25 protein-coding genes and 3 pseudogenes are annotated in these 25,374 nt (G+C 68.8%); 20 read left to right on the top strand and 8 right to left on the bottom strand.

The features are described from left to right. Window positions 1-155: 155 nt before the first annotated feature. The 5 genes from ACFYO0_RS09405 (at window position 156) to ACFYO0_RS09385 (ending at window position 4,358) form a co-directional block, all read left to right on the top strand. Window positions 156-1,169, top strand: coding sequence for an ArsR/SmtB family transcription factor (locus tag ACFYO0_RS09405; RefSeq protein ID WP_388672924.1), 1,014 nt, complete (start codon window positions 156-158; stop codon window positions 1,167-1,169). Window positions 1,170-1,733: 564 nt separating this feature from the next. Then, window positions 1,734-1,931, top strand: a complete 198-nt coding sequence (locus ACFYO0_RS09400) for a hypothetical protein (RefSeq protein ID WP_388672922.1) — start codon at window positions 1,734-1,736, stop codon at window positions 1,929-1,931. Between the two features lie 84 nt (window positions 1,932-2,015). Further along, the gene (locus tag ACFYO0_RS09395) at window positions 2,016-2,453 is read left to right on the top strand and encodes a GntR family transcriptional regulator (RefSeq protein WP_388672920.1); all 438 of its coding nucleotides are present in this window, start codon (window positions 2,016-2,018) and stop codon (window positions 2,451-2,453) included. A gap of 4 nt (window positions 2,454-2,457) precedes the next feature. Then, the gene (locus ACFYO0_RS09390; protein WP_388674204.1) at window positions 2,458-3,387 is read left to right on the top strand and encodes an ABC transporter ATP-binding protein; all 930 of its coding nucleotides are present in this window, start codon (window positions 2,458-2,460) and stop codon (window positions 3,385-3,387) included. Continuing rightward, the gene (locus tag ACFYO0_RS09385) at window positions 3,384-4,358 is read left to right on the top strand and encodes an ABC transporter permease (protein ID WP_388672918.1); all 975 of its coding nucleotides are present in this window, start codon (window positions 3,384-3,386) and stop codon (window positions 4,356-4,358) included. The genes ACFYO0_RS09390 and ACFYO0_RS09385 overlap by 4 nt, the downstream gene beginning before the upstream one ends. A 442-nt stretch (window positions 4,359-4,800) precedes the next feature. Here the strand turns inward: ACFYO0_RS09385 and ACFYO0_RS09380 are convergent. Both ACFYO0_RS09380 and ACFYO0_RS09375 read right to left on the bottom strand, forming a co-directional pair. Continuing rightward, window positions 4,801-5,034, bottom strand: a pseudogene (locus ACFYO0_RS09380) (helix-turn-helix domain-containing protein); the annotation flags it as partial. 253 nt (window positions 5,035-5,287) lie between these two features. Then, window positions 5,288-5,479 (bottom strand): hypothetical protein, encoded by a 192-nt coding sequence (locus tag ACFYO0_RS09375; protein WP_388672916.1) that lies wholly within the window; start codon window positions 5,477-5,479, stop codon window positions 5,288-5,290. Between the two features lie 442 nt (window positions 5,480-5,921). Here ACFYO0_RS09375 and ACFYO0_RS09370 point away from each other — a divergent pair. From ACFYO0_RS09370 to ACFYO0_RS09355, 4 genes and pseudogenes are all read left to right on the top strand, one after another. Continuing rightward, window positions 5,922-6,268, top strand: a pseudogene (locus ACFYO0_RS09370) (SDR family NAD(P)-dependent oxidoreductase); the annotation flags it as partial. Window positions 6,269-6,395: 127 nt separating this feature from the next. Continuing rightward, on the top strand, window positions 6,396-6,662 hold the full coding sequence (locus tag ACFYO0_RS09365; RefSeq protein ID WP_388672914.1) for a hypothetical protein: 267 nt from the start codon (window positions 6,396-6,398) through the stop codon (window positions 6,660-6,662). Window positions 6,663-7,059: 397 nt separating this feature from the next. Continuing rightward, window positions 7,060-8,718 (top strand): alpha/beta hydrolase, encoded by a 1,659-nt coding sequence (locus tag ACFYO0_RS09360; protein WP_388672912.1) that lies wholly within the window; start codon window positions 7,060-7,062, stop codon window positions 8,716-8,718. 784 nt (window positions 8,719-9,502) lie between these two features. Then, the gene (locus tag ACFYO0_RS09355; protein WP_388672910.1) at window positions 9,503-10,693 is read left to right on the top strand and encodes a DUF5685 family protein; all 1,191 of its coding nucleotides are present in this window, start codon (window positions 9,503-9,505) and stop codon (window positions 10,691-10,693) included. Window positions 10,694-10,825: 132 nt separating this feature from the next. Here the strand turns inward: ACFYO0_RS09355 and ACFYO0_RS09350 are convergent, their stop codons facing one another. Together ACFYO0_RS09350 and ACFYO0_RS09345 are read right to left on the bottom strand one after the other, a co-directional pair. Beyond that, window positions 10,826-11,068 carry a transposase family protein gene (locus ACFYO0_RS09350; protein WP_388674202.1) on the bottom strand — a complete coding sequence of 81 codons (243 nt, stop codon included), beginning with the start codon at window positions 11,066-11,068 and terminating at the stop codon, window positions 10,826-10,828. A gap of 155 nt (window positions 11,069-11,223) precedes the next feature. Next, a complete protein-coding gene (locus ACFYO0_RS09345) occupies window positions 11,224-12,135 on the bottom strand; it encodes an alpha/beta fold hydrolase (RefSeq protein WP_388672908.1) in 912 nt (303 codons plus the stop codon). A 113-nt stretch (window positions 12,136-12,248) separates the two neighbouring features. Between ACFYO0_RS09345 and ACFYO0_RS09340 the strand changes: the two genes are divergently transcribed. Then, window positions 12,249-12,869, top strand: a complete 621-nt coding sequence (locus ACFYO0_RS09340; RefSeq protein ID WP_388672906.1) for a TetR/AcrR family transcriptional regulator — start codon at window positions 12,249-12,251, stop codon at window positions 12,867-12,869. A 200-nt stretch (window positions 12,870-13,069) separates the two neighbouring features. On the opposite strand, the gene ACFYO0_RS09335 is transcribed toward ACFYO0_RS09340, so the two are convergent. From ACFYO0_RS09335 to ACFYO0_RS09325, 3 genes and pseudogenes are all read right to left on the bottom strand, one after another. Further along, entirely contained in the window at window positions 13,070-13,534 is a 465-nt protein-coding gene (locus tag ACFYO0_RS09335; RefSeq protein ID WP_388672904.1) for an LUD domain-containing protein, read from the bottom strand. After that, window positions 13,452-14,039, bottom strand: coding sequence for a nuclear transport factor 2 family protein (locus ACFYO0_RS09330; protein WP_388672902.1), 588 nt, complete (start codon window positions 14,037-14,039; stop codon window positions 13,452-13,454). Before ACFYO0_RS09330 ends, ACFYO0_RS09335 begins: the two co-directional genes overlap by 83 nt. A gap of 356 nt (window positions 14,040-14,395) precedes the next feature. After that, window positions 14,396-14,551: pseudogene (locus tag ACFYO0_RS09325) on the bottom strand (transposase); the annotation flags it as partial. Between the two features lie 139 nt (window positions 14,552-14,690). Between ACFYO0_RS09325 and ACFYO0_RS09320 the strand changes: the two are divergent. Next, on the top strand, window positions 14,691-15,128 hold the full coding sequence (locus tag ACFYO0_RS09320; RefSeq protein ID WP_388672900.1) for a glutaredoxin domain-containing protein: 438 nt from the start codon (window positions 14,691-14,693) through the stop codon (window positions 15,126-15,128). Between the two features lie 204 nt (window positions 15,129-15,332). Here the strand turns inward: ACFYO0_RS09320 and ACFYO0_RS09315 are convergent, their stop codons facing one another. Next, on the bottom strand, window positions 15,333-16,373 hold the full coding sequence (locus ACFYO0_RS09315) for an LLM class F420-dependent oxidoreductase (RefSeq protein ID WP_388672898.1): 1,041 nt from the start codon (window positions 16,371-16,373) through the stop codon (window positions 15,333-15,335). 241 nt (window positions 16,374-16,614) lie between these two features. Here ACFYO0_RS09315 and ACFYO0_RS09310 point away from each other — a divergent pair, with 241 nt between their 5' ends. The 9 genes from ACFYO0_RS09310 to ACFYO0_RS09270 all read left to right on the top strand — a co-directional run bounded on the left by ACFYO0_RS09310 (window position 16,615) and on the right by ACFYO0_RS09270 (window position 25,355). Continuing rightward, entirely contained in the window at window positions 16,615-17,427 is an 813-nt protein-coding gene (locus tag ACFYO0_RS09310; protein WP_388672896.1) for an ABC transporter ATP-binding protein, read from the top strand. Next, window positions 17,424-18,236: an ABC transporter ATP-binding protein gene (locus ACFYO0_RS09305; RefSeq protein WP_388672894.1), complete on the top strand. Its 813-nt coding sequence runs from the start codon at window positions 17,424-17,426 to the stop codon at window positions 18,234-18,236. Before ACFYO0_RS09310 ends, ACFYO0_RS09305 begins: the two co-directional genes overlap by 4 nt. Then, the gene (locus ACFYO0_RS09300; protein ID WP_388672892.1) at window positions 18,236-19,126 is read left to right on the top strand and encodes a branched-chain amino acid ABC transporter permease; all 891 of its coding nucleotides are present in this window, start codon (window positions 18,236-18,238) and stop codon (window positions 19,124-19,126) included. Before ACFYO0_RS09305 ends, ACFYO0_RS09300 begins: the two co-directional genes overlap by 1 nt. After that, on the top strand, window positions 19,119-20,216 hold the full coding sequence (locus tag ACFYO0_RS09295) for a branched-chain amino acid ABC transporter permease (RefSeq protein WP_388672890.1): 1,098 nt from the start codon (window positions 19,119-19,121) through the stop codon (window positions 20,214-20,216). The genes ACFYO0_RS09300 and ACFYO0_RS09295 overlap by 8 nt, the downstream gene beginning before the upstream one ends. Before the next feature lie 110 nt (window positions 20,217-20,326). Next, window positions 20,327-21,568 carry an ABC transporter substrate-binding protein gene (locus ACFYO0_RS09290; protein WP_388672888.1) on the top strand — a complete coding sequence of 414 codons (1,242 nt, stop codon included), beginning with the start codon at window positions 20,327-20,329 and terminating at the stop codon, window positions 21,566-21,568. A 111-nt stretch (window positions 21,569-21,679) separates the two neighbouring features. Beyond that, window positions 21,680-22,357, top strand: coding sequence for a TetR/AcrR family transcriptional regulator (locus ACFYO0_RS09285; protein ID WP_388672886.1), 678 nt, complete (start codon window positions 21,680-21,682; stop codon window positions 22,355-22,357). A 203-nt stretch (window positions 22,358-22,560) separates the two neighbouring features. Further along, window positions 22,561-23,325: an SDR family NAD(P)-dependent oxidoreductase gene (locus tag ACFYO0_RS09280; RefSeq protein WP_388672884.1), complete on the top strand. Its 765-nt coding sequence runs from the start codon at window positions 22,561-22,563 to the stop codon at window positions 23,323-23,325. 64 nt (window positions 23,326-23,389) lie between these two features. Beyond that, window positions 23,390-24,157 carry a crotonase/enoyl-CoA hydratase family protein gene (locus tag ACFYO0_RS09275; RefSeq protein WP_388672882.1) on the top strand — a complete coding sequence of 256 codons (768 nt, stop codon included), beginning with the start codon at window positions 23,390-23,392 and terminating at the stop codon, window positions 24,155-24,157. 7 nt (window positions 24,158-24,164) lie between these two features. Continuing rightward, window positions 24,165-25,355: a CaiB/BaiF CoA transferase family protein gene (locus ACFYO0_RS09270; protein WP_388672880.1), complete on the top strand. Its 1,191-nt coding sequence runs from the start codon at window positions 24,165-24,167 to the stop codon at window positions 25,353-25,355. Window positions 25,356-25,374: the final 19 nt, after the last annotated feature.

Genomic DNA, 25,374 nt, shown 5'->3' with positions numbered 1-25,374 from the left:
GTCCGCACCGGCGGTCCATCGCCACGCCCACCACACAGGCGGCGAACACCGCTGTCCACGCAATCCGTTCCTTACGGCGACGGGCAGCCCGCGCCACCCAGAACACACCGGCCGGAAAACGTATCCCAACAGCGACCAACACACGGGGAGACAAGGTGCTGCGCATTCATTTCACGGACGGGGACCTGGCCCGCGTCCATCTGGCCCGGGAGCCGGATCCGGTCTGGGAAACCTTGCTGGGCCTGCACCAGCTGACCGCGCCACGTCGCGGTCTGCCGGTCTTCGCCCCCTGGCGGCGCAGCGCCCTCGCCAGGCTGGCCGAGGATCACCTGGCGGGCCCGGTCCGGATGCTCTCCGCCCTGGCACCCGCTTCGGCGGGCTACTGGCCAGACTTCCTGACCCCCGGCGCCTCGGCCGACGGCCTGGAAACCGCGCTGGAGGCATTGCAAGCCACCCCCCAGCTGCAGCTACGCCAGGAGATGAACCGGCTGGCCGGTACCCACCCGCTACCGCGCTGGGCACACCGTCTGGCCCGGGGCGAACGGAACCGGATGGAGGAGGTCGCGACGGCATTCCGGCTGGTGCACCGCACGATCATCACGCCTGACTGGACCGGGACGGCCAGGACCACCGAGGCCGACCGGGCCCTGCGGACACGCATCCTGCTCGATCGCGGCGTCCACGGACTGCTGGACTCCTTCCGCCCCCTGATGGACTGGCGGCCGCCCGTGCTGCACGTGCGCTACCCGGAGGACCGGGACGTCCACCTCGGCGGACGCGGCATGCGACTGATCCCCTCGCACTTCTGCTGGAACACTCCGATCGCCCTGGCCGATCCCACCCTGCCGCAAGTCCTGGCCTACCCCGTCGCCCACCCCCCGGCCTGGGCACCGGCGGTCACCCGCGACCGCCGCCCCGAGGCTCTGGCCACCCTGCTCGGCCGGACCCGCGCACGCGTGTTGGCCGCCATGGACACCACCGCCACCACCGGAGAACTCGCCCAACGCCTGAATATCTCTGCCCCCTCGGCGAGCGAACACATCGCTGCCCTCAGAGAGGCCAACCTCACGCACAGCCAACGCGCCGGCGCCCAGGTCATACACACCCTCACCCCCTTGGGCACCGCCCTTCTCCAGGGCGAACTCCCACCTCACGCCCCGGCCGGTTAAGAGGTCGCTTTTCCCGATGTTTCATCCCGGAATCGCTGTTTGGTCCCGGGATGCCGGATCGTGCCAGGAGACGGTCGCCTCGCCGATGAGGCAACGGGCCATCAGGTCGGACAGCAGCCCCACCACCAGATCCCGGCGCAGTTCCGGCACCGTCCCCCACGGACCGCTCTGGGGAGCTCAGCGCGGACGTCTTCGCACACCGCGACTCACCGTCCTCAACGACCCCAGCCTGCCGCTCCAGCAGCCGACACACGACGGCAGCAGCGTCCAGCAAGCCATCAACCCCGATGACCGGGACATTCCCTGCCGTCAACTCGTCTATGTGTGCAGTACGGCTTGCTCCTTGAACGCTGCATAAACCGGCTCAAAGGCTTCCGTGGAATCGCCACCCGATACGAGAAGACCGCCACCTCCTACGAAGCAGCCGTCACACTCGCGTCATTCCTGCTCTGGGCAAGATCGGTTTGAAGACGGACCCTAGAGGTCCACTCGGTGGTGAAGGTCCTCGGTCGGTGCTCCCGCACCTCCGGGGACCGTTCCATACACGATCGCGTACGGAGTGTGATGCCGCGGTCACCGTACGGCACCGATCGCGTAACCCGCCACATCGCGCAGCAAATCCTGCACAACCCCGCCTCCACGAACGGCGCTTCGGGCGTCGGCGCCGACTTCTGCTTCAACGGCCAGGTCAACGCGCACTCCCGCGACGCATACGGCGTCGAAGTGGACGCTGACGTGACGGAGGCCGCGGCCGGCGGCTGAAATCCTGCCCAGGAAGCCCTTCCGATTGCTGTTGACAACCACCCGCGCACCCCTCCATCATCATTCCACTAATCGAGTAGTGAAATGGTGGTGGTAATCGTGGAGTTCCGCATCAACAGGCGGAACGGAGTCCCCGCCTTCCAGCAGATCGTGCAGCAGACCAAGCAGGCCCTGCGGCTGGGCGTACTGGTGCCGGGCGACCGGCTGCCGACCGCCAAGGACGTCGCCGAGGTCAGCGCGGTCAACCCGAACACCACCCTCAAGGCGTACCGCGAGCTGGAGCGTGAGGGCCTGGTCGAACCGCGACCCGGCCAGGGCACGTTCGTACGCCGCACACTGGCCCGCCCCTCGGCAAGTACCGACTCACCGCTGTACGGGGAGCTGGTGGCGTGGGTGTCCCGGGCGGCCGAGGCGGGTCTGGAGCAGGAGGACGTGGCCGCGTTGGTCGCCTCGGCCATGGAGAAGCAGTACGCCGCCGGTAGTGAGACGGCGGCCACGACAACTAGGAGCACTGGTGAGTGACGGTATGTACGCGGGGGAGTCGGCACTTGAGGCGCACGGCCTGGGGATGCGCTACCGGCGGGGATGGGCACTGAAGGACTGTTCCTTCCGGCTCCCGGCGGGACGGATCTGCGGGCTGGTCGGCCCCAACGGGGCGGGCAAGACCACGCTGCTGAGCATCATGGCCCACGTCCTGGAGCCGACACAGGGCACGCTCAGCGTGTTAGGCGCGGCACCGGGCTCGGTGGACTCGGGGCGCACCTCGTTCCTCGCCCAGGAGAAGCCCCTGTTCCGCCGGTTCACCGTGGCCGAGACCCTGCGGCTGGGGCAGGAACTGAACCCCGGCTGGGACCAGCGCGCCGCCGAGGACATCGTCCGCGCGGGCAATGTGCCCTTCGACGCGAAGATCGGCACCCTGTCCGGCGGCCAGCACACCCGCGTCGCCCTCGCCGTCGCCCTCGGCAAGCGCCCCGACCTGCTGCTGCTCGACGAGCCGATGTCGGACCTCGACCCGGTCGCGCGCCAGGAACTGATAGGCACCCTCCTCGCCGAGGCTGCCGAGCACGGCACCACCGTCCTGATGTCCACCCACGTCCTGGCCGAACTGGAGAACGTGTGCGACTACCTCGTCGTCCTCTCCGACGGCGGAGTACGCCTCGCCGGAGACGTGGACGAGCTGCTGTCCGTACACACCATGGTCACCGGCGCCAAGGACGGCGAGGGCCTGCCCGCCTCCCTCGCGCACCACCCCCTCGTCGAGTCCCGGATCAGCGGACGGCAGTTCACCGCCCTGATCCGCCCCGATGGCCCGGCCACCGGCCCCTGGGAGACGGACAGCCCGAGCACGGAAGAACTCCTGCTCGCCTATCTCCGCTCACCCGACGCACCACCTCTGATCACCCCCACCGCCCAGGTCCAGGACCAGGCGTACAACACCCGGACGGTGGCAGCATGAGCTCTCTCACCAGCACCTCGACGACGACCAAGTCCACGGCCCCGGGCACCACGGGCACCGGCCGACTCCCCCAACTCCCCCAGCCCCTCAAGGGCATGACCTGGCTGGTCTGGCGCCAGCACCGGGCCGCGTTCTGGACCATCCTCGGCGCCTCCGCGCTCGCCGTGGCGTGCATCGTCTTCCAGCGCTCCCAGCTGCAGATCGACGGGTACACCCACATATCCACGGGACTCCGGCTGATACCGATCCTGCTCGGTGTCTTCCTCGGTGCCCCGCTGTTCGCCAGCGACCTGGAGAACGGCACCGCCAAGCTGGTTGTCACCCAGTCCGTGAGCCGGACCCGCTGGCTGACCACGAAACTGGCCCTGACCGCGCTGGTGGTCGTGGTGAGCACGGTCGCGCTGTCGGTCGCGTTCGGCTGGTGGTGGAGCCTCTACAAGTCCGAGGTCACGGCCACGGAGTGGATCTCCGAATCCACCTTCAACAACACGGGACCCGTGCCCGTCGCCCTCGCCCTCCTCTCCGTCTTCGGCGGGGTGGCGATCGGTGTGGTGCTGCGCCGCACGCTGATGGCCATGGTGGTCACCCTCGGTTTCACCGTCGTCGTCCAGCTCGTCTGGTCCCACTTCCTGCTGTCGCTCGGCAACGTCGTCACGAGCACGACGAGCAAGGGTGTCATGGCCGAAACCGCGATCCAGACGTTGCCCACAGGCGCGCACCGGATGGACGGGTCGAACCCGTACCTCACCGGCGACGGGAAACTCCTCGGCTGGGGCACCTGTGCGGACGCGCAGACGGAACAGGCACGTGAGCTGTGCCTGCAGAAGGCCGATGTCGTGGGCTGGTCGGTCGACTACCTGCCGATCTCCCAGATGAACGGCATGCAGTGGTTCGGCGCGTCGATCCTGCTGGCCCTGACGGCCGCCGTCACGGTGTTCCTCTTCTTCTGGGGCCGTAAGCGCCTCGCCTGAGACCCGCCCCCGGTCTGTGCGGGAGCTCGGACGGCTCGGGCGTACCGAGAAGTCACCGTGTGGTGGGCTCGCACCACCAGCACCAACGAGTGGCCAAGGCAAAGGGCGTTGACGCTCGACGGCGCCGGGCATCGCCGCTCTGCACGGAGGCATCGTGGCCAGGTAGAGCACAGGCGTCCGCCCGGCGCCCACGAGCGGCAACCCCTCGCCTTACCGTGGTGGCCGTAGGACGCCGAACACCACCGCTCTGTTGTGAGACGTCGAGGCCAGGGCCTCTTGAGGCGTCCGTCCGACAGCCCACGCGACCACCACCATGAACATCGGGGCCCACACCGCTCTCAGCGGAGGCCTCAACGGCCAGGGTCCAGAAAGGCGTCGCAGCCCTCACTCGAACAGTCCGGCGCGGTGTGGTCCCCGCTACTGGAGCTGTTAACAAGGAATTAGGGTCCAGGCAGGCCAGGCCGATCTCGTTGAACCGGTGGATCACGTCCCGGACGGTGTCCTCGCCGGCCTGCACCAGCTGCGCGATCACTGGCACCCGGTTCCCGTCGGCCGAGGCCAGCAGCATCATCGCCCGCCGGTAGCGCACAGAATTCGTGCTGCCCCGGCGCACGATCTGCTGCAGCTTCTGCCCCTCCTGGTCGGTCAGTCCGCGCACACGGACAGGCTCGGCCACCGCACCTCAAGCGGTCGGAACGGACATCACCACACATCCAACCGCCACGACCACCGACCCGGCGAACCTATACGGTCACAGCACTAGCTAGGTGGATCATTCCTTCGCGGCGTCGGTGCCCTGGCCGACTGCCGACGGAGTCAAGCTTATGGAATACCGGCCAGAATCCGGTGCGCCTGTGCACGCGTTCACGCAGCCCGTGGCCATGCCGGACGCTGTCCGGCATGGCCACGGGCTGGGCGGTTCGGTGATATCAGAAGTCCCGGTTGTCCGGGGTGTCGGTGATGCGAACGCTGCCGGGCTCGTCGGCCAAGGGCTCGCCGGTGATACGGACGCTGCCGGGCTCGTCGGCCGGCGAGGCGGCGGCGGGCCCCGCCGAGGCGAAGAAGCCCACGGCCAGCGCGGCGGAGGCTAGCGCGACAGACAGTTTCCTATGGGTGGCCATTTATTTCTCCTTGCACGGTGAAGGGTGTGGTCTGCGCGCTCCGCGGAAGTGCGCCAGGCACGTGTGCGGCCGTCCGTGCCCAACATCGGCTGGACCGTGGCACTTCGCCCGGTCCCGGACCGCGCCGCTCCGGCCTGGACGGCCGGCGCGTTCTCTCCTGGGCCGCCCACCGTCACGACACGCCCCCGCGCGTGTGCAGAACGCACGGTTGCCTCTCAGGGTGCGGGAACCCTGGCCGCCTGACACCACCTTTCGGACTCACCCGAAAACCGCTGGTCAGAAGCCATCCGACGAGACCGCTCATGGCTGAGGGTTGGGAGCTGCTGGGATTTGACTGAGTACGAGTGCGTTCTGGTGTGCGTGAAAGAGCACTCATGGCGGCTGGGTGCCCCCGGGCGGGGAATCGAAGTTCGTCCGTCGAGTATGTGACCGGGACGGGCGCGTCATCGTCAACAACTCATCCGTCGGCAGCCTGAGGGGCAACCCCGAACTCCCCGCGTACGGCGCCATGAAGCGGGCGGTCAACAGCCTCACCGAATCAGCCGCGGTCACCTACGGCCCGGAGGGCATCCGCGTCAACGCCATCGCCCCCGGCCACACAGCGACCGAGATGATCCGGACCTGGGAAGCGGATTCGCCCGGACTCGTCGAGCGGCTCAAGGCACACACCCCGCTGCGCCGCGGGCCGACCCCGACGAAATCGCCCAGGCCGCCGCCTGGCTGCTCAGCGACCGCTCCTCCTACGTGACCGTCACGGTCCTGCGAGTCGACGGCGGCGCGCGAGCCTGAGCCGACGATGCGACCGCACCCTCGTCAGCCTTAGCGTGCTCAGTCACACGACCTCGTCAGTTTGGGTGGTCAAGGCGGGTTCCCAGATGGGGAATCGGCTGGTGGCGAAGACTTCGAGCGTGGTGAGGTGACCGCGAAGTCCGACGGGAAGCCCCGTCCGAAGCGCCCACCGATCCGCCCCGGGGAGATCAAGACTGGTCGAGTCGTCAATCGACTGCGGGATCTGCATGAGTTGGGCGGGCATCCGGCGTACAAGCGGTTCCCGGCCTCGGAGGAGCTGTTCCTTGTGCTGGAGCACGCGCAGACGTGGGCTGGGAAGCTGAAGCAGCCGAAGGACAGCCTGGTCAACGGGGTTGGCGAGGCCGCGGTGTCGCGCGCGAAGTTGTGGCGGTAGCTGCGTGTTCGGGTCGGGGCAGGTCACGGCGGCGGCGGAGGCTCCAGCAGACTCGGCGCGGGGTGGCTGCGATGCAACCGGGGGAGCAGGCTGAGTGCCCGGTGTGCGGGCGGTCGTGGGCGGTGAGGGTGGAGCGGTCGAGGGCGGCGGTGTACTACTCGGACCGCTGCCGGGTACGGGCCCGCCATCAACGGCGGGTGTAACGGAACGGCGTTACGGAAATGCCGTAGCCGAACGCCTCGCTAACGCCTCGAGCATCCCGTTCTTTCGAGGTGTCCGCTGCCCGCCTCGTCGAACCTCTCTGGCTCTTTTCCCCTCTACTCAGCTAGACACTCTTCGACCCCACAGTGACCAGTGGGTTCTCGGGGATTCGACCGCTCAGGGGGGAAACACACCCATGACCACGTATCACCACACACCGAGACGTCCCAGGCGTCTCAGACTCGTCGGTGCCGCGGTGACCGCGCTCGTCCTCGCGGCGACGGGGACCGCGACACAGGCGATGGCCGCGCAGGATACGGTGCGGAAGCCACAGTCGGCCAAGACACCGCCGCCGCCCGTGCCGACGCTCACCTGGTCCGACTGCCAGGGTGGCTTCGAGTGCGCCAACGCCGATGTTCCGTTGGACTACCGGGAGCCGCAGGGCCGCACGATCACGCTCGCGGTGGTCCGCAAGAATGCGGCCGACCCGGCGAAGCGCAAGGGCACGCTCTTCATGCAGCCCGGCGGGCCCGGCAATTCCGGGGTGGACTTCGTCCGCAACAACTACGAGAACCTGCCGGCCGCGCTGCGCGACTCGTTCGACGTCTTCGGCTACGACGTCCGCGGTGTCGGCCGCAGTGCGGCGCTCACCTGCTTCGACGACGCCCGCTACACCAAGGCCGTCACCGACGCGAAGGGTGTTCCCGGCTCCGACGCCTTCGGCGCGGCGGTGCGGGAGGCGGCCGAGTTCAACCAGGCCTGCCTCGACAACTCGGGCCAGCTGCTGCCGTACGTCGGCACCGAGTACGTCGCCCGTGACATCGACCTGCTCCGGCAGGCGCTCGGCGAGGAGCAACTGACCTACTACGGGCGGTCGTTCGGCTCGTACATCGGCACCGTCTACGCGGCGATGTTCCCGAAGCGGGTGCGGGCGCTGTCGCTCGACGGGGCGTACGACCCGTACAAGTACGCCAACCGTCCCTACGACTACGACCGGGCCCAGTACTTGGCGCTGGACGGCACGATGAGCCGCTTCCTCGACTGGTGCGCCGCCGACCAGGTCACCTGCGGCTTCGGCGACGGCGACCCGCACGGGGCGTTCGAGAAGCTGAAGAGCGACCTCGATGCGAGGCCGGTGCCGACCGCGAACGGCGGGCAGGCCAACGGCTACACCCTCGTCTACCGGCTGATGTTCAACATCAATGAGGGCAAGGTCATCTGGCCCTCGCTCGGCGCGGCGCTGAAGAAGGCGCAGCTGCGGGACAACACCTCGTTCCTGCTGCGGCCGCCGTCCCCGGCCTCCTACGACTTCCTCGGCCCGAACGTGGTCGTCGAGTGCGTCGACAAGGACTACCAGAAGAGCCTGCGCAAGCTGCAGCGGAACGTGACGGCCAACGCGAAGGACGCGCCGCTGCTGGGCCCGGCCATGGCGTACGGTCCGCCGACGTACGACCACCAGCACGCCACCGCGTGCGTGCAGTGGCCCGCCGAGAAGGTCAGCCGCTACGACGGCTCCTACCGGGCGAGGGGTTCCGCGCCGATCCTGGTCATCGGCACCACCGGTGACCCGGATACCCCGTACCGGGACGCGGTCGCCCTCAGCCGACAGCTGGACAACGCCTCGCTGCTGACCTTCCAGGCCGAGGGGCACACCGCCTTCGGCCGCAGCGCCTGCGCGACGGACGCGGTCGTCGGCTACCTGGTCGATCTCAAGGTGCCGGCGGCCGGCACGACCTGCGCCGACGAGACCCAGCCGCCGTCCACCACACCGAAGACGGCCCCGCCGGGCACGACCCTGGGCGAACTCCGCAACGGCGTCAACGAGCGCGTGGAGCGTATCGGCGACGTGAGCTGACCGGTTCGGTGAGCTGATCGGTTCCATTCCTGATCGGCTGGCACGAGTCCCGGGGTGCCCGCCCCCACACGGCGAGCGCCCCGGGGTTTCGCACGTCCTCAGCACGTTGGGTGGCACGTCGCACGGCACGGAAAGCGCCGTTCCTCTACATGGCATGAGCTTGACTCACTCCCGGCAGTACCGCCGAGCCGTTCCGTCAGCCCCCACAACTCAGATCATCCAGGCGTACGCACCACAGGGCCAGGGATCAAAACACCTGGTGAGAGATCGTTCTCTCCTGGTTTGCTTCAACTCGCCCGTTTCAGTGGTCGACTGACGCCTCGGGTGTGACAGGTTCGGCTGTGGTGCGGCAACCGGTAATCACCGAAAAGGTATCTCTTGGGATGAGACAGGCTTCGCGAATATGAAACTGGCAGAGAGGGTAAACGTCCATGCTCGTCGGCCTCGTTGATGTACGAAAGCCTCGGAAGTCTTATCTCGGCACATCCCCGAGCAGGTTCCGCGTTCCCAGTCTGGGAACCCAGCGCGGCGCAAGCGCCGACGAACACGCGGCGGCCGTCCGGCCCGCTGACCCCACCCTGGACATTCCGTCACCCCACGAGCCGCGTTTCGTCGGTTGGCCCATGGGTCCCAAGGATCGGTCCGCAGACGGCTGCTGACTGTGAGTGAAATGTAATCTTTCATGGAGTATTGGGTGATGGGGGGTGCGTACGGTGAACGCGGGGATCGGTACGATGCCGCAGCTCACCGCAGTTCAACGCCGCACGTACCACGGGGGATCGTCGTGTTCGGAATCCTCAGGCCCTGCCGTCACCGGCTCGGAGAGAGTCTCAAAACCCAGTGGATGGCGCATTTGTGCGGGCTGTGCCTCGCGCTGCGCAAGGACCACGGACAGTTCGCGAGAGTGGTCACGAACTACGACGGCTTGCTGATATCCGTTCTGACGGAGGCTCAGGCCGAGAAGGACGGCGGCGGGTGGCGCACGGCGGGACCGTGTCCGCTGCGCGGAATGCGTAGCGCGTCCGTCGCACATGGTGAGGGGCCGCGGCTCGCGGCCGCCGTCTCGCTGGTGCTCGCCTCCGCCAAGGTGCGCGACCATGTCGCCGACAAGGACGGGCTGCTGGCCCGCAAACCGGTGGCGCTCGCCGCGCGCCGGGTCGCCGCGAGCTGGGGCCGGGCCGGGGAGCGGACCGGCTCGGACGTCGGCTTCGACACCGTCCTGCTCGTCGACGCCGTGGACCGGCAGGTCGGCATCGAGGCACTCGCCGGGCTCGGAACGCCCCTTCTCACGGTCACCGAACCGACCGAGACCGCGACCGCCGCCGCCTTCGCCCACACCGCGGTCCTCGCCGGACGGCCGGGCAACGCGGAACCGCTCGCCGAGGCCGGGCGCCTCTTCGGGCGGCTCGCGCATCTCCTGGACGCAGTGGAGGACAAGGAGGCTGACGCCGCGTCGGGTGCCTGGAACCCGCTCACCGCGACCGGGACGCCGCTCATGGAGGCCCGGCGGCTCGCCGACGACGCCGTGCACGGGATACGGCTCGCGCTGCGGGAGGCCGACTTCACGGACCCGAAGCTCGCGCACCGGCTGCTCGCGCACGAGCTGCGTACCTCCGTGGACCGGGCCTTCGGCACCGCCGCCTGCGCGCACGGACCCGCGCCGACGGGAGCGATGCCGGGCGGACCGTACCCCCCGCCCGGCGGCCCGTGGGCCCCGCTGCCCCCGGAGCCGCCCCGCCGCGACCGGCGAGGGCTGCTCGCCGGGTGCGCGGTGTGGATGGGGCTCGCCTGTACCTGCCAGATGTGCTGCGGAGGGTTCGACGACCCGTGGAGCCGGGAACGCAGGGAAGGACTGTGCGCCAACACCGACTGCAGCGGCTGCGGTGACTGCTGCAACTGCTGTGAGTGCTGCGGGAACTGTTGCGGCGACGACGGCTGCGGCTGCGACGGGTGCGACTGCGGCTGCAGTTGCTGAGCCGCTCCCGGTCAGTCCTTGAGCTCCGGCAGCGAGATGCGAGGTCGATGGCCGAACCTGACCCCGCATCCTCGCGCGGTCTTCAACGAGGCCACCGGCCCCTCCGACGGTGAAGAACGGCGACGTGTTCGGTCAGCCCCTCCACCTGTTCCACGAACGTCCGGCGTGGGCACTGGATCTGATCACAGAAGACCGACGCACGTGCAGACGGACGATCAACCCCCGCCCGTCGACGGGTAACGCGGATATCTGACGCCAATATCGGCTGTGAACCTGCGTGGCGGGATCCGCGCACTGCGGACACCTGCCCCGCGGCCCGCATCCCGCTGCGTCGACCACCAAGTTGCCATCGACGGTCGTGAGCTGCCACACCATGAGGTTCGGGCCCGGCAGAAGGAGGTCTTTAAGCGTCTCCACTCGCATGACGCAGGGATTCCCTGGTGGAATTGTCTGCAGTCCGGGCGCTGCCGGCCCAGGCTCTGGCCGGCCATCCCTCGGCACTGTCCTGGCCCCGTCGGCGTGGGCGGTTGTCAGTCGACGGAGGCCATGAAGTTCAGCATCCTGTGGTTGGTCTCCTCGGCGTGGTCAATCTGCGGCCCGTGGCCGGTGTTGGAGATGATCTCGGCTCGGGCGCCGGGGACCAGGCGCGGCACACGCTCCGCCTGCCTTTGCGGGTGCACGAGGAGGCTTCGCTTGCCGAGCACCAGATAGAGCGGAGTCCGGATGGTGGACAGCTCCTCCTCGGACAGAGGAAGCGGCGCCGGGCGGCGTATGCGGTAGGCGCGAACCGCCGTTCTGATCATAGTGCGCAGTTCCGGCACGACGAGGACCGGCTGTTCCAGCCAGGCCGCCAGCCGCGGGCGCAGCGCCTTGGGCGCGAAGGTCGCGAAGAGGCTGACGAAGATCCAGACGAAGAAGCGCAGACCCACCTTCTCCAGGCCACCGGGGTCGAGCAGAGTGACCGAGGCGAGGCGGCCGGGCTTGCGGTGAGCCTGGTCCAGGGCAAGCCAGCCACCGTAGGAGGAGCCGACGAGATGGACGCGGTCGCACCCGAGCCCGGCGAGCGTCTCGTCCAGCCACTGCGCGGCAAGTTCGGGTTGATGGATGGGTGCGCGCTGCACGCTGCGTCCGGGATCGCCTGGGGTGTCGATCGCGTAGACCGGGCGGTTGGCGCTGAGGGCGGGGGTGTTCGGGTACCACATGGCGGAGCAGGAGCCCGCCCCATGCACCAGGACGACGGGGGTGCGTGATCGGGCGGCCTCGTCCGCGGGGCCGTAGCGGTAGACGTGCGTGGTGCCGAAGGACGTCTCCACGTCCTCCTCCGCGAGCGCGGGCGCCCCCAGTGCGTAGACCGCATCGCAGGCCGCGAAGTAGCGCTCCCGCCAGGCATCACTCACGTAGCGGCCGACATCGGCCTGGGTGCGGGCAGCGGTCTCGGGCATGGACACCTCCGGCATCTCGGTTTGGTGATACGAACGTACCACGATGTTGGTACAGCCGTATCATCAAAAGGACCACGGAAGCCCAGCAGGAACGACGAGCGGAGAACCGGCCGATGCCCAAGCGCGTGGACCACGCAGAACGGCGCACCGAGATCGCCGAGGCGCTCATCCGGATCGCCGGCCGACGCGGGCTGCATGCCGTGGGGATGCGCGATGTGGCAGCGGAGGCGGGCGTCTCACTGCGCCTGGTGCAGTACTACTTCCAGACCAAGGAGAAGTTGATGCTCTTCGGGCTCGAGCATCTCGCCGAGAGATTCGGGGAGCGGGTCTCCGCCCGCGTACGGGCTGCCGGGGACAGCCCTGGTCCGCGCGCGATGGTCGAGGCACTGCTGACGGCGGCGCTGCCGACAGACGCCGAGAGCCGCACCTTCCACCACCTCTACACGTCATACGCAGTTCTGGCCATGACGGACCGGGCGCTCGCAGCTCAGCCCTTCATCAAGAACCCTGATGCCGCCGAAGACACCCTGACCGAACTCCTCCGGCAGGCGCAAGAAGCGGACCTGCTTGAGCCCGGTGTGGACGCACAGTTGGAGGCAGCCAGCCTGCTTGCCATGTCTGCGGGACTCGGCACCAGCGTCCTCGTCGGCCAGCGCAGCCCGGAGTGCGCGACCACAGTGCTGAACCACCACCTGAACCGCATCTTCCGCACCGGTGATGCGGTCTTGACATGAGTGACCGGAGCCCAGCAACTGTGGAGCTGCAGACCGATCGGCTGTTGCGAAGACGCCCGACCACAGCCGATGTCGACGCGATCTTGGCCGTCCACCGCGATCCTGAGACCTGTGCCCACAACCCGTCCGATGCACTCGCCCGGTTTGAGGAAGCAGAGACGCGGCTCTGAGCCCGTGAGTCAAACGGGCCGTGGGCCAGGTCAGTATCCGATGGCCGCTCGGAGGAGTAGCACCGTGCCGCGCCCGGGGCGGGGTTCCGCGTTGAGGATGAGCAGGCGGTTGACGGCGCTGGGCATCCCGTACACAGCCTGGGCGCGGGCGTTCTCCAGCGGGAGGGCGTGCTCCTCGACGCGGCGCAGCGCTGTGCTCAGGTCGGGCACCACCTTCTGCACGCCGACGATCCAGACCCCGTGGGCGGCGCCGCCCGCGTTGGCCGGGAGTTGGCTGCCGCTACCCGAGGCGGGGACGAGGGAGCCGGTCTCGGTGGCCGCGGCGACGCTGTTGATGACGAACTCGGGGCTGGCGACCAGCCTTCGGATCTCGTCGGCGCCAGTGGCACGGTCGATGGCCAGGATGCGCGGCCTAATGGCGTCGTACTGGCCGCTGGCGTTGAGGTCGTCGTCGATGCCGGACAGCCGGAGGGTCTCGCTGGCTCCGGTGAGCACGCAGGCGCCCTCGGGTACCAGGTCCTTGGTGCGGGCGCGCTTCTGCGGCGTCGTCGAGGATCTCGGCGGCGAAGCCGTTGGCACGCAGCGCGGCGGCCACTCGCTCCAGTTGTTCGGCCGATGCAGGATCGGCGAAGGACGCGGCCGGAGCCGGGGTGGCCGTGGCGTGTGCCGGGCCGGTCCCGGAGCCCTGCGCCCCGCGGGGAGCCGTGCCCGCCAGCGGGGAGGTGTCGAGGTACCTGACCTCGTACACTCGCTCGGCGAACTTCCAGCCCTCCGCAGTGCGCTGGTAACGGTCGTGGCAGACGGCGTAGTTCAGACCTTGTCGCCCGTCGAGGGTGCGCGCGAGGTCTTGCATGTAGGCGCGGCCGGTCGCGGTGTCGCCATCGAGCAGGATCATGCCGGGGTGCGTGTTCTGTACGAAGAAGCCCCACTGGCTCTGCAACCGCTCGCCCCCGGCAAGGATCTCCTCGCGGCCGATCTGCTCGACGGGGATGTTGGGCATGCGCAGGGCACCGTCCGGTGTGAACAGCGACGCCAAGCGGGGTCGGTCGCGCATCATCACCTGAGGTGATAGCTGCCGTGGACGCCGGGCACGTCGGACTTCCTCGTATGGCATCTCGATCGCTTCGCGCTCGCAGTAGCGCTTGAGCCGAACCCGGCCACCTCCCTACCGGGTGTGGACCTGGTGCAGGGGGACCGGATGCGGCGCGGTGGCAGCGTGCACGGTCACGGGGACCACCAGGCCCCAGGAGATCGCCAGTCGCGCGGTGGTCTGCGACATGATCCCATCGCACTCCTGACCAGCAGCGATCGCACATTGAGGAACCGCCGGGGACGGCCGGTACCCGGCGGGCTACATAAGGGGTGTGCTCCAGGGGCCTCAGGAGCCAGCAGCGTATCCGTGAGGTCGAACAGTTCGTCCCCGCGAGCGGTCAGACAGTCGAATAAGTCCTCCCGGAAGCGTGACGCTTTCGCGAACGCTTCCTCCGGAACATGATCAGGCAGCAGGCTCACCTTCACGGCCTTCGTCGTGGTCACGTGCATCCTTGGCCGGAGCACCTGATCAGACGAAGGCCGCCTCAGCGTCCGGCGAACACCCAGGTGAGCGGCCTAGTTCGAGGAGTATTGCGACTCATCGATAGCCTGCATCACCATGATGCGTGCTTGGATCCTGCCGATGCTGCTTGTGCTCAGCGGCTCAGCCGTCGCGACTGGGCAGATCTTAAAGGGGAGCCCCGGCACAGCCGCAGCGCTCCTGCTGGCGTTCCTGGCGCTCGCCGGCGTGAACTCGCCCCTGATCTTCCCGAGGTCGATCGGTGCGCAGGAGGCACAACGCCGCAGCGCGGTCGACGGCCGACCGGTCGTCTTCTGGCGGCCGGGCTGCAAGTACTGCATACGACTGCGCATCCGGCTGGGCCGCAGCGCCCGCCAGTTGCATTGGGTCAACATCTGGCGCGACCCGGCAGGAGCGGTAGCGGTGAGAGCAGCCAACGACGGCAACGAGACCGTGCCGACCGTCGTCGTGGCGGGCCAGCCACACACCAACCCCGATCCCGAATGGGTGCGCGAACAGCTCTCCCCTTCCGCGTGATCAGAAACCGCGCCCTACGGAGAGGCACCCGCAGACACAAGCGCACAGAGGTTAAAAGACAAGCTCAGAAGCTGTTCCTGATGCCTGCATGGCAAGGCGAACGACGCACCTCTCCCGCTGGTTCGGGAAGCCCGCCAACTGATTTCGCCTGAGCAGCCATGCCCTCTGAGGGCTCCCCGCCCGCATCGTGCTGTGCGCGTGGCGTCAGCCCAGCATGTCGTGCAGTCGCTCGACGGCGTAAAGGCGTTCCCTGTGCGTGTCGGCCAGCGGCTTCACGCACAGGGTCGTCACTCCGGCGGCAGCGAAGGCATCGAGCTGTCCGCCGATCTGCTCCTTCGTCCCCACGAGGGATATGGCCCTCAACAGTCCCTCGGGAACGGCGGCTTCGGCCTCCTGCTTCTTTCCTGACAAGTACAGGTCCTGGATGCGCGCCGCCTCCCGTTCGTAGCCGTACCGACCGGCGAGCCGGGCGTAGAAGTTCTTGTTCCTCGCGCCCATCCCCCCGATGTAGAGGGCCAGTTGTGGCCGAGCTCGGTCCAGCAGGTGTTCCACGTCGTCGCCGACGGCCAGAGGCGCCGTCACCGTGATGTCGAGTGTGCCCAGTGCCGCATCGCGCCGGGCCAGCCCCGCGGTCAGTGCCGCTCCCCACACCTCGGCGGCCTTTCCGGGATGGAAGAACACGGGCAGCCAGCCCTCGGCGAGTTCGGCCGTCAGCTCGACGTTCTTCGGTCCGATCGCCGCCAGGGTGATGGGGATGCGGGAGCGGACCGGCTTGTTGAGGAGTTTCAGGGGCTTGCCGAGCCCGGTGCCCCGCTCGGCGGGAAGCGGAAGCGGGTACTTCGGCCCCGGGTGCACCACCGGTTCGCTCCGCCACACCTGACGGCAGATCTCCACCACCTCGCGGGTGCGGCTGAGTGGCGCGTCGTACGGCACCCCGTGGAAGCCCTCGATCACCTGCGGTCCCGACGCTCCGAGGCCCAGCGTGAACCGGCCGCCGGAGAGATCGTCCAGACCGGCGGCGGTCATCGCCAGGAGCGACGGCGTACGGGTGAAGACCGGGAGGATCCCGGAGGCGATCTCCAGGCGTTCGGTACGAGCCGCGAGATAGCCCAGTCGGCTGACGGCGTCGAACGAGTAGGCCTCCGGTACGAAGGCGATCTCGACTCCTGCCGTCTCGAAATCCCTTACGTCGCGGACCGATTCGATGAAGTCGCCGCTGTAATCCAGTGTCATACCGATGCGCATGCGAAGGCCCCTCGTCTTCTGACCGACTGACATTTTATCGAACGATCGTTTAATACCGTACCGGCCTTCCTGTCCAGGCGGAACAGGGCGACCTCACAGCTCTTCACCCCGTGTTGTTTCAAGCGATCATGTGCAGGGACCTTGACCGAGTGACGTGGCTCACCCTACGTTCGCGCTGGCCTTAACGAACGATCGATGAGTGAACGCATGGCGTCGCTTCAGGGCGGCAAGGGAGGCCGAAGTGCTCGAAATCGATGGACTCGTCGTCCGGTACGGCGCTCGCGCACCCGTTCTGCGGGGGGTGTCCCTGGACGTCGGCGGCAGCGGCGTCGTCGCGCTCCTCGGCAGCAACGGCGCCGGCAAGACGACGCTCATGCGCGCCGTCTCCGGCACGCTCGGCCTGTACGGCGGCGGGGTCACCGAAGGCTCCGTCCGGTTCCGTGGCGCACGGATCACCGGTGCGGACACGGCTCGTACCGTGGTGCAGGGGCTCGTACAGGTGCCGGAAGGACGGCACATCTTCGCCGGTCTGACGGTGGAGGAAAATCTGAACGCCGGTGCGCTGACCGTGCGGTCGTCGGCGGTGCGTGAGCGCACACGTCGCCGGATGTACGAACTCTTCCCGCTGCTCGCCGAGCGGCGACGCGCCCGTGGCGGGACGCTGTCCGGCGGCGAGCAGCAAATGCTCGCCATCGCCCGGGCGTTGATGGCGCAACCGAGACTCCTGCTTCTCGACGAGCCGTCCCTCGGCCTCGCACCGCGGCTGGTGCAACTCGTGGGCGAGACCATCCGCGAGATCAGCCGGGAAGGGGTCCCCGTCCTGCTGGTGGAGCAGAACGCGGCGATGGCGCTTTCGGTCGCCGACTCGGCCTGTGTGCTCGACCTCGGCCGGGTCGTACTGAGGGGACCGACGGACGAGCTGGTGCAGAGCGACGACGTGCGACGCCTCTACCTGGGCGCGGACGCGCACGCCGGCCAGGGCGCCGGCGGATCCGCACCGCGGCCCGGGCCCGGAACCGGAAACACGCCGACGCTGAGCAGGTGGTCCGGATGACGACGACTCCAACGGCAGCGGAACTGCGTGTCGAGGACGTGAGCGTGGTGTTCAGCGGACTGCGCGCGCTTGATGGTGTGTCATTCACCGTTCGGCCCGGAACGATCCATGCCGTCATCGGTCCCAACGGTGCCGGGAAGACAACGCTGCTCAATGCCCTGTCGGGGATCTACCGTGTCGCCTCCGGCCGCATCATGGTGGACGGTCAGGAGGTGACGGGCCTGCGTCCGGACCGGGTGGCACGGAGGGGAGTCGCCCGCACCTTCCAGAACATCGTCGTGTCACCGGTCGAGTCCACACTCGACAACCTCATGGTCGGCCGACATCGGCTGACCCGGTCCGGCATCGCCGCGACCGCCCTGGGACTGGGCCGCGGTGAACAGCGTGTCCACGAAGCGCGGGTGCGCGACATCGCGGAGTTCGCCGGCTTGTCCGGCGTTCTGGACCGCCCGGCGGCGAGCCTCGCCTACGGGGATCTCAAGCGCCTGGAGTTCGCGCGGGCGCTGTGCCTGGAGCCGCGGTTGCTCATCCTCGACGAACCGGTCGCCGGGATGAACACCGCGGAGAGCGCGGAACTCGCCCGGCTGGTCTCCGCGGCACGTGACGCGCTCGGTCTGACCGTGGTGTTCGTCGAGCACGACATGGGAGTGGTCATGTCGATCGCCGACCGCATCACCGTCCTCGACTTCGGCAAGGTCGTCACGGACGGCACGCCGGAACACGTAAGGCAGCATCCGGAAGTGATCAGCGCCTATCTGGGAGCGCCCATGGAATCCGGAAACGACCAGGTGGCGGAGAGGTTGTCGTGATGATCCGCGGAGTCGAAATCCTGTTGAGCGGTGTGTCTTTGGGATTGTTGTACGCCCTGATCGCACTGGGCTTCGTCATCGTCTTCAAGGCGACCCGCACGGTGAACTTCGCGCACGCCTCGTTTCTGCTCTTCGGTGTGTGGGTGGTGGCGCAGACCAGCCCGCACATCGGCTTCGCGGCCGCCGTGGCGCTCGGCCTGGTCGCGGCCGGGACGCTGGGACTGGCGGTGGAGCGACTGCTGCTGTCCCGGGTCGACGGCCGCAAGCATGATGCGCTGGCGATCCTCACCATCGGGGTCAACGTGGTGCTCACCGCGGAACTGAGCTGGCGCATCGGGGAGAGCGTGCTGCCACTCGGCGCTCCCTGGGACGGAGACGTGGTCCACTTCGGCTCAGTGGTACTGCCCTTGTCCGTGATCATCACCATCGTCACCGTGCCGCTGCTGATCGCCGGTCTCGCCGCGGTCCTCCGCCACACCGGCTGGGGCCTGGCCATGCGCGCCTCGATCGAGGACCGCGAGGGCGCGGCGCTCGCCGGTGTCCGGCTGAAGCGGGTCTCGGCAGGTGCCTGGATCGCGGCCGGCATCCTCGCCGTCGCGGCCGGTATCGGTCTCGCGTCGTTCCCGAGCCCTGGCGTGGCCGTGAGTACCGGGACCGCGGCCATCAAGGCGCTCCCCGCCGCGATCATCGGCGGCCTCGACTCGCTCGGCGGGGCGATCGCGGGAGGCCTGGTCATCGGCATCGCCGAGGTGACCGTCGCCGAGTACCAGGACGCTCTCTCCTTCCTCGGGCGAGGGCTGGGGGACGTCGTGGCCTACGTGATCATGATCTGCGTTCTGCTGTGGCGGCCCTCGGGCCTGTTCGGCGCGAAGGAGGTCAGCCGTGCCTGAGACGTCCCGGCTCCCCATGGCAGGGCGTGTGCCGGCCCTGTGCGCGCTGACCGCCGCCCTGGTGGTCCTCCTGGCGCTGCCCCTGTATGTCTCCGCGTTCTGGCTGAACATGGGCCTGTTCGCGATGGCGGCGGCGGTCGGCGCGATCGGCCTCACCATCCTGCTCGGCGCGGCGGGGCAGTTGTCCCTGGGACACGCCTTCTTCGTCGCTGTCGGCGCATACGGCTATGCCTTCCTGGCCGGAGAAAGCGGCGGTGGGGTGTCCGGTCTCGGCCTCCCCCCGGTTCTCGCCGCGGTCCTGGCCGTCCTGCTGGCGGGCGTCTGCGGCCTGCTGTTCAGCCCGGTCTCCAGCCGCCTGCGCGGCATCTACCTGGGCATCGCCTCCCTGGGCCTGGTGTTCCTCGGCCACCATCTGCTGCAGAACATGAAGCCGGTGACCGGCGGCTTCGAGGGCCGGACCGTCGTGCCGCTGTCGATCGGCGGGTTCTCCTTCTCCGACCAGGCGGACGTCACCGTCCTGGGCGTTCCGTTCGGTGCCGCCGAGAGCCAGTGGTATCTGTTCCTCGTCGTCACCGTCGGGGCGGCGCTGCTCGGCCGTAACGTCCTGCGCGGCCGGCCCGGCAGGGCGCTGAGGCTCATGAGGGACAGCGAGATCGGCGCGAGCGCCATGGGCGTCGACATACGACGCACCAAGGCAGCCGTCTTCGTACTGTCGTCGATGTATGCCGGCGCTGCCGGTGTGCTCACGGCACTGGCCTTCCAGCGCACCGTCCCCGACTACTTCAGCCTCCACCTGTCGGTCAGCTATCTGGTGATGGTCATCCTGGGCGGCCTCGGATCCGTGGGTGGCGCGATCGCCGGTGCGGTCTTCGTCGTGACGCTGCCCCTGCTGTTCTCCCGCTACGCGGATTCACTGCCGTTCGTCACCGGGGCCGGCGGGCAGGGACTGGACGCGTCGACAGCGGCACAGTTCGTGTACGGCGTGGTCGTCATCGTGGCCGTGATCGCCCAGCCGGGCGGTCTGGCGGCGCTGGCCGGCGCCGTTCGACCTCTACGAAGCCGCCGCCCCACCGCGGCCGCCGCTCCCTGAACCCCCGCTCCGCAAGCGTCCGTCGCCTCAGACACTCCAGACCCGCCCCCCACCTTGCCGGACGTGTGCTGTCAACCACCTCATCCACTTCTCAACGAGGAGACACACCGATGCACAAATCGCGCACGCTCGGCCTGGCGGCCGCGGCCCTGGCCTTCACGCTGGCGGTTGCCGGCTGCTCCACCAAGGCCGAAACGGCCGGGACCGCCGCCGCGCCCGGGGTCAGCGACTCCACCATCAAGCTCGGGGTGCTGATGGATCTGTCGGGCCCGTTCGCGGGCACTGGCAAGACGATTCTCGACGCGAGCAACGTCGCAGTGAAGGAGATCAACGCGGCAGGCGGTGTCTGCGACCGGAAGCTGGCACTGGTCACCCGCGACCACGGCTACGACCCGCAGAAGGCCGTCGCCGCGTACGACGAGATGGATCCGCAGGTCCTCGGCTATCTGAACATCCTCGGCTCACCGGTCGTCACGGCACTGCGGGAGAAGATCGAGGCGAAGGACGAACTCGCCGGCCTGACCACGTTCGCGTCGACCCTGCTCGGGGACGAGCACCTGATCGTCCTGGGCGCCACGTACGACATCCAGACGATCAACGGCCTGGACTGGCTCGTAAGGAAGGGCAAACTGCGCAGCGGCGATTCCGTCGGGCACATCTACCTCCAGGGAGAAATCGGCGAGAACAGCCTGCGGGGCAGCAAGTTCGCTGCGGGGGAGCTGGGGTTGAAGATCGTCGGCCAGCAGATCGACCCCACCGCGACCGACCTCACCAGCCAGGTCAACGCGCTCAAGTCGGCGAAGGTGAAGGCGATTTTGGTCGACTCGACGCCCAAGCAGGCGGCTTCGGTGGCGGCAGTGGCGCAGGCGGCCGGCATGGAGGTGCCGATCATGGGCGGGGTGTCGACCTTCGCCACCAGCCTGCTCACGACGTCTGCGGCGCCCGCGCTCACCAAGCACTACACCAGGCTCTCCGGGCTGGGCGCACTCGGCGCGGACAACGCCGCCGCTCGCAAGCTGGCCGCTGCCTGGAAGGACCAGTACGGTAAGGCACCGGAGGCCAGCAGCGGAGTCGTCCACGCCTATGCCATGACCAAGCTGTACGCCGAGATACTCGGCAAGAGCTGCGAGGACCTCACCCGCCCGGGCGTACTCAAGGCACGCAGCGCTGTCACCGACTTCAAGCTACCGGGCCTGCTCCCGCCTCAGGACTTCTCCGATCCCGCTGAGCCCAGTTCGCGCGAGGCCCAGGTGCTGGGTGTGGACAAGCGTGTCTTCGCCGGAGTCGAAGCACTCGGTGACTTCTTCGCATCGGACCTGGCGAAGGAGTACAAGGTTCCGTCGGCCGGATGACACCGGGGACTGTGCCCGGAGGGCCGGCGGTAGCGGTGCGCCGGCCCTCGGCTCCGCATGGCAGGGGGCCCGGCTTTGTCGATCGTTCGTTCGTTCTGGGAGGCTGGGGCCATGGATGCGATGAGCGGCAAATCGGCGGGCAAGAGCGGCAAGGCAGCGGGCAAGAGCGGCAAGGCGGCGGACAACGGTACCTCCAGCCCCCGGGGAAACGGCCGGGACGCCATCATGGCCGCCGCACGAGAGGTCTTCGCGGAGCGCGGCTACTTCGGCGCCTCCATTCGTGACATCGCCAAGCGGGCCGACATGAGTCTGTCCGCCCTCTATTACTACTACTCCGGCAAGGCGGAGCTCTTCCACGCCCTGATCGAGGACTCGCTCGACGACTACTTCCGTCACTGCGAGAAGGAACTGGCCCAGGCCGGTGACGACCCTGCCGCGCGGCTGGCCGCCCTGGTCAGAGTGACGGTCGACTACCGGGTCCGGCGGCGGGTCGAGAGTCTGCTGACCCTCCAGGAACTCCGTTACCTCGAACCCGAGTACCGCAACCCCATCATCGAAAGGCGGCACGCAGTATCGGGACTCTTCCAGAAGGCCATAGACGACGGCATGGCCGGCGGAGTCTTCCGGACCCCGCACCCGGACGACGCCCGCCGGGCGGTCATGGCCATGTGTAACGCCGTCGCCCAGTGGTACGACCCGTCCGGCGACCTTGGGACGACGGAGCTGTGCGACCGGTACGTGCGTCTGGCGTTCGCACTGGTCGGGCACGGCGAGGCGCCGGCCCGGTAGGTCGCCCGCACTTTCGTCGCGGTCATTGACAGTTGGTGAGACGGCGACCTAACTTAACGATCGTTCGACAAGTTCCTCTTCTCCATCGGCTGCGGTCCCGACCGCAACGGCCGGGCCCGTGGCCCGCGTACGACGGCAGTCGCCGAGCCTTCGCGGCGCCTGCGGCGGCAGATCCGACACCGACTCGACCGACTGGAGCGTCCATGCAGACCAGCGGAATATCCGCAGTGGTGACCGGCGGCGCGTCGGGGCTCGGCCTGGCGACGGCACGGCGCCTGCTCAAGGCCGGCGCCCGCGTCACCATCGCGGACCTGCCCTCCTCGGCCGGCGACCGCGTCGTCCGCGACCTCGGCCCCGAGGCCGTCTTCGTTCCCGCCGACGTGACGAGCACCGAGGACATGACCGTCGTCCTCGACACCGCCGAGCGGACAGGAGCGCTGCGCGCGGTCGTCCACTGCGCGGGCCGCGGCGGTCCGCTTCGCGTGGTCAACAAGGACGGCACCGCCGGTGATCTCGACCATTTCCGCGCCGTGGTCGACGTCAACCTGATCGGCACCTTCAACGTACTCCGGCTCGCCGCCGCCCGAATGGCCTGCAACGAACCACTCGACGGGGACCGTGGAGTGGTGGTCATGACAGCGTCCATCGCGGCGTTCGAGGGGCAGATCGGACAGACCCCGTACGCGGCGTCGAAAGCCGGAGTGGCCGGCCTCACCGTGTGTGCGGCCCGGGATCTGGCGAGCAGGAGCATCCGGGTCGTCACCATCGCGCCCGGCTTGTTCGACACACCGATGCTCGGCAGAAGGCCGAAGGAGAAGCTCGACGCGCTCGCTGCCGCGGTGCCGCACCCTCCGCGCCTCGGCGCGGCGGACGAGTACGCACAACTCGCCCTGCACATCATCGACAACCCGATGCTCAACGGAGAGACCATCCGCCTCGACGGCGCGATCCGCCTGGCCCCACGCTGAAGGTTGGCGCTCTACCGCTACTCCCAACCCGCGACCACCGCTTGGCCACCGAAAAGGAGCTTCCGTGGCAGACGAAGTACTGGTCGAGTACGGCGACGACGGCATAGCCGTCATCACCATCAACCGGCCCGAATCCCGCAACGCGGTCACCCGAGCCGTCGCGGAGGCGATCGCGTCCGCGCTGGACGAGTTGGACGAGCGTGACGACCTCGCGGTCGGCATCATCACCGGCGCGGGCGGCACCTTCTGCGCGGGCATGGACCTCAAGGCGTTCCTGCGGGGCGAGCGCCCCCACGTGGCGGGGCGCGGTTTCGCCGGACTCACCGAGACCCCGCCGCGCAAGCCGCTGATCGCCGCCGTCGAGGGCTACGCCGTGGCGGGCGGATGCGAGATCGCCCTCGCGAGTGATCTGGTCGTCGCGGCCGAGGACGCCAAGTTCGGGTTGCCCGAGGTCAAGCGCGGTCTGGTGGCGGTGGCCGGGGGACTGCTGCGACTGCCGGGCCGGGTCCCGTACCAGATCGCGATGGAACTCGCCCTCACCGGCGATGTCCTCACCGCGGACCGGGCCTACCACTACGGACTGGTCAACCGGCTCACTCCACCCGGCGGCGCGCTGAAGGAGGCGAGGCTGCTGGCCTCCGCCATCGCCGCCAACGGTCCGCTCGCCGTACGGGTCACCAAACGTGTCCTCGTGGAGTCTCCCGGCTGGCCACGCGACGAGCTGTTCGACCGTCAGAAGCCGATCACCGAGCTGGTGTTCAACTCGGAAGACGCTCGGGAAGGCGCGTCGGCCTTCACCGAGAAGCGGGCTCCCGTCTGGCGAGGCCGGTGAGCGGCCGGTGAACGAAGAACAAGACCAGAAACGTGCGAACGGCGCCGTACCCGATGCGGGCCCCGGGCCGCTCACCGGGCTGCGGGTCATCGAGCTCGGGGGCATCGGGCCGGGGCCGTTCTGCGCGATGCTCCTCGCCGACGCCGGTGCGGACGTGATCCGTGTCGAGCGGCCGTCGGACGTGGCCGGCAGGCCCGATCCCGTCCTGCACCGGGGCCGGCGCTCGGCCGCCATCGACCTCAAGCACCCGGAAGGCGTCGGCGCCGTCCTCGACCTGGTGGCGGATGCCGATGTCCTCCTGGAGGGCTTCCGGCCGGGGGTGGCCGAACGGCTCGGAGTGGGCCCCGGCCCGTGCCTGGGCCGCAACCCGCGCCTGGTCTACGGACGGATGACGGGATTCGGGCAGGACGGGCCGCTCGCGCCGCGGGCCGGACACGACATCAACTACATCGCCCTGTCCGGGGCCCTGGGAGCCATCGGACCGGCCGACGGCCCGCCGGTCCTGCCGCTCAACCTGCTCGGCGACTTCGGCGGCGGTGGCGCACTGCTTGCCTTCGGTGTGCTGTGTGCGGTCGTGCAGGCACGCGCCACCGGGAAAGGCCAGGTCGTGGACGCCGCCATGGTGGACGGGTCGGCTCAGCTGCTGGCCATGATCTACAGCCGTCTGCACCAGGGGCGGTGGACCGACCACCGGGGCGTCAACTACCTGGACGGCACAGCCCCGTTCTACGGCGTTTACCGCTGCCGCGACGGCGAGTACGTCGCGGTCGGCGCGATCGAGGCGCCCTTCTTCGCCACCCTCCTGGAACGGCTCGGCCTGGTCGCGGATGCCGACTTCACCGGGCAGTGGGACCGTTCCCGCTGGCCGGTCATGCGGCGGCGTCTGGCGGAGGTCTTCGCCGCCCGGAGCCGCGACGACTGGGCCGCCGTGTTCGCCGACGCCGACGCGTGCGTCACCCCCGTGCTGTCGCTGGTGGAGGCACCGCGCCATCCTCACAACGCCGCACGCGGCACCTTCCTCACCGACGGCACGGGAGTCCTCCAGCCCGCCCCGGCCCCCCGGTTCGGCTCCTCCACCCCTCGCCGGCCCGCCCGGCCGGCCCCTCTTCCGGGCGAGCACACAGCGCAGGTCCTTGCCGAGACGGGCCGGAACCCCGAGCAGATCAAGAAGCTTTTCGACGCGGAGGTCGTGCGATGAACCGGCGTACCGCGCGAAA

Source organism: Streptomyces sp. NPDC006365 (assembly GCF_042870755.1).
Classification (GTDB): Bacteria; Actinomycetota; Actinomycetes; order Streptomycetales; family Streptomycetaceae; genus Streptomyces; species Streptomyces xiangluensis.
Note: the sequence above shows the minus strand (reverse complement) of the source record. Positions and strands in the feature narration are given on the sequence as shown.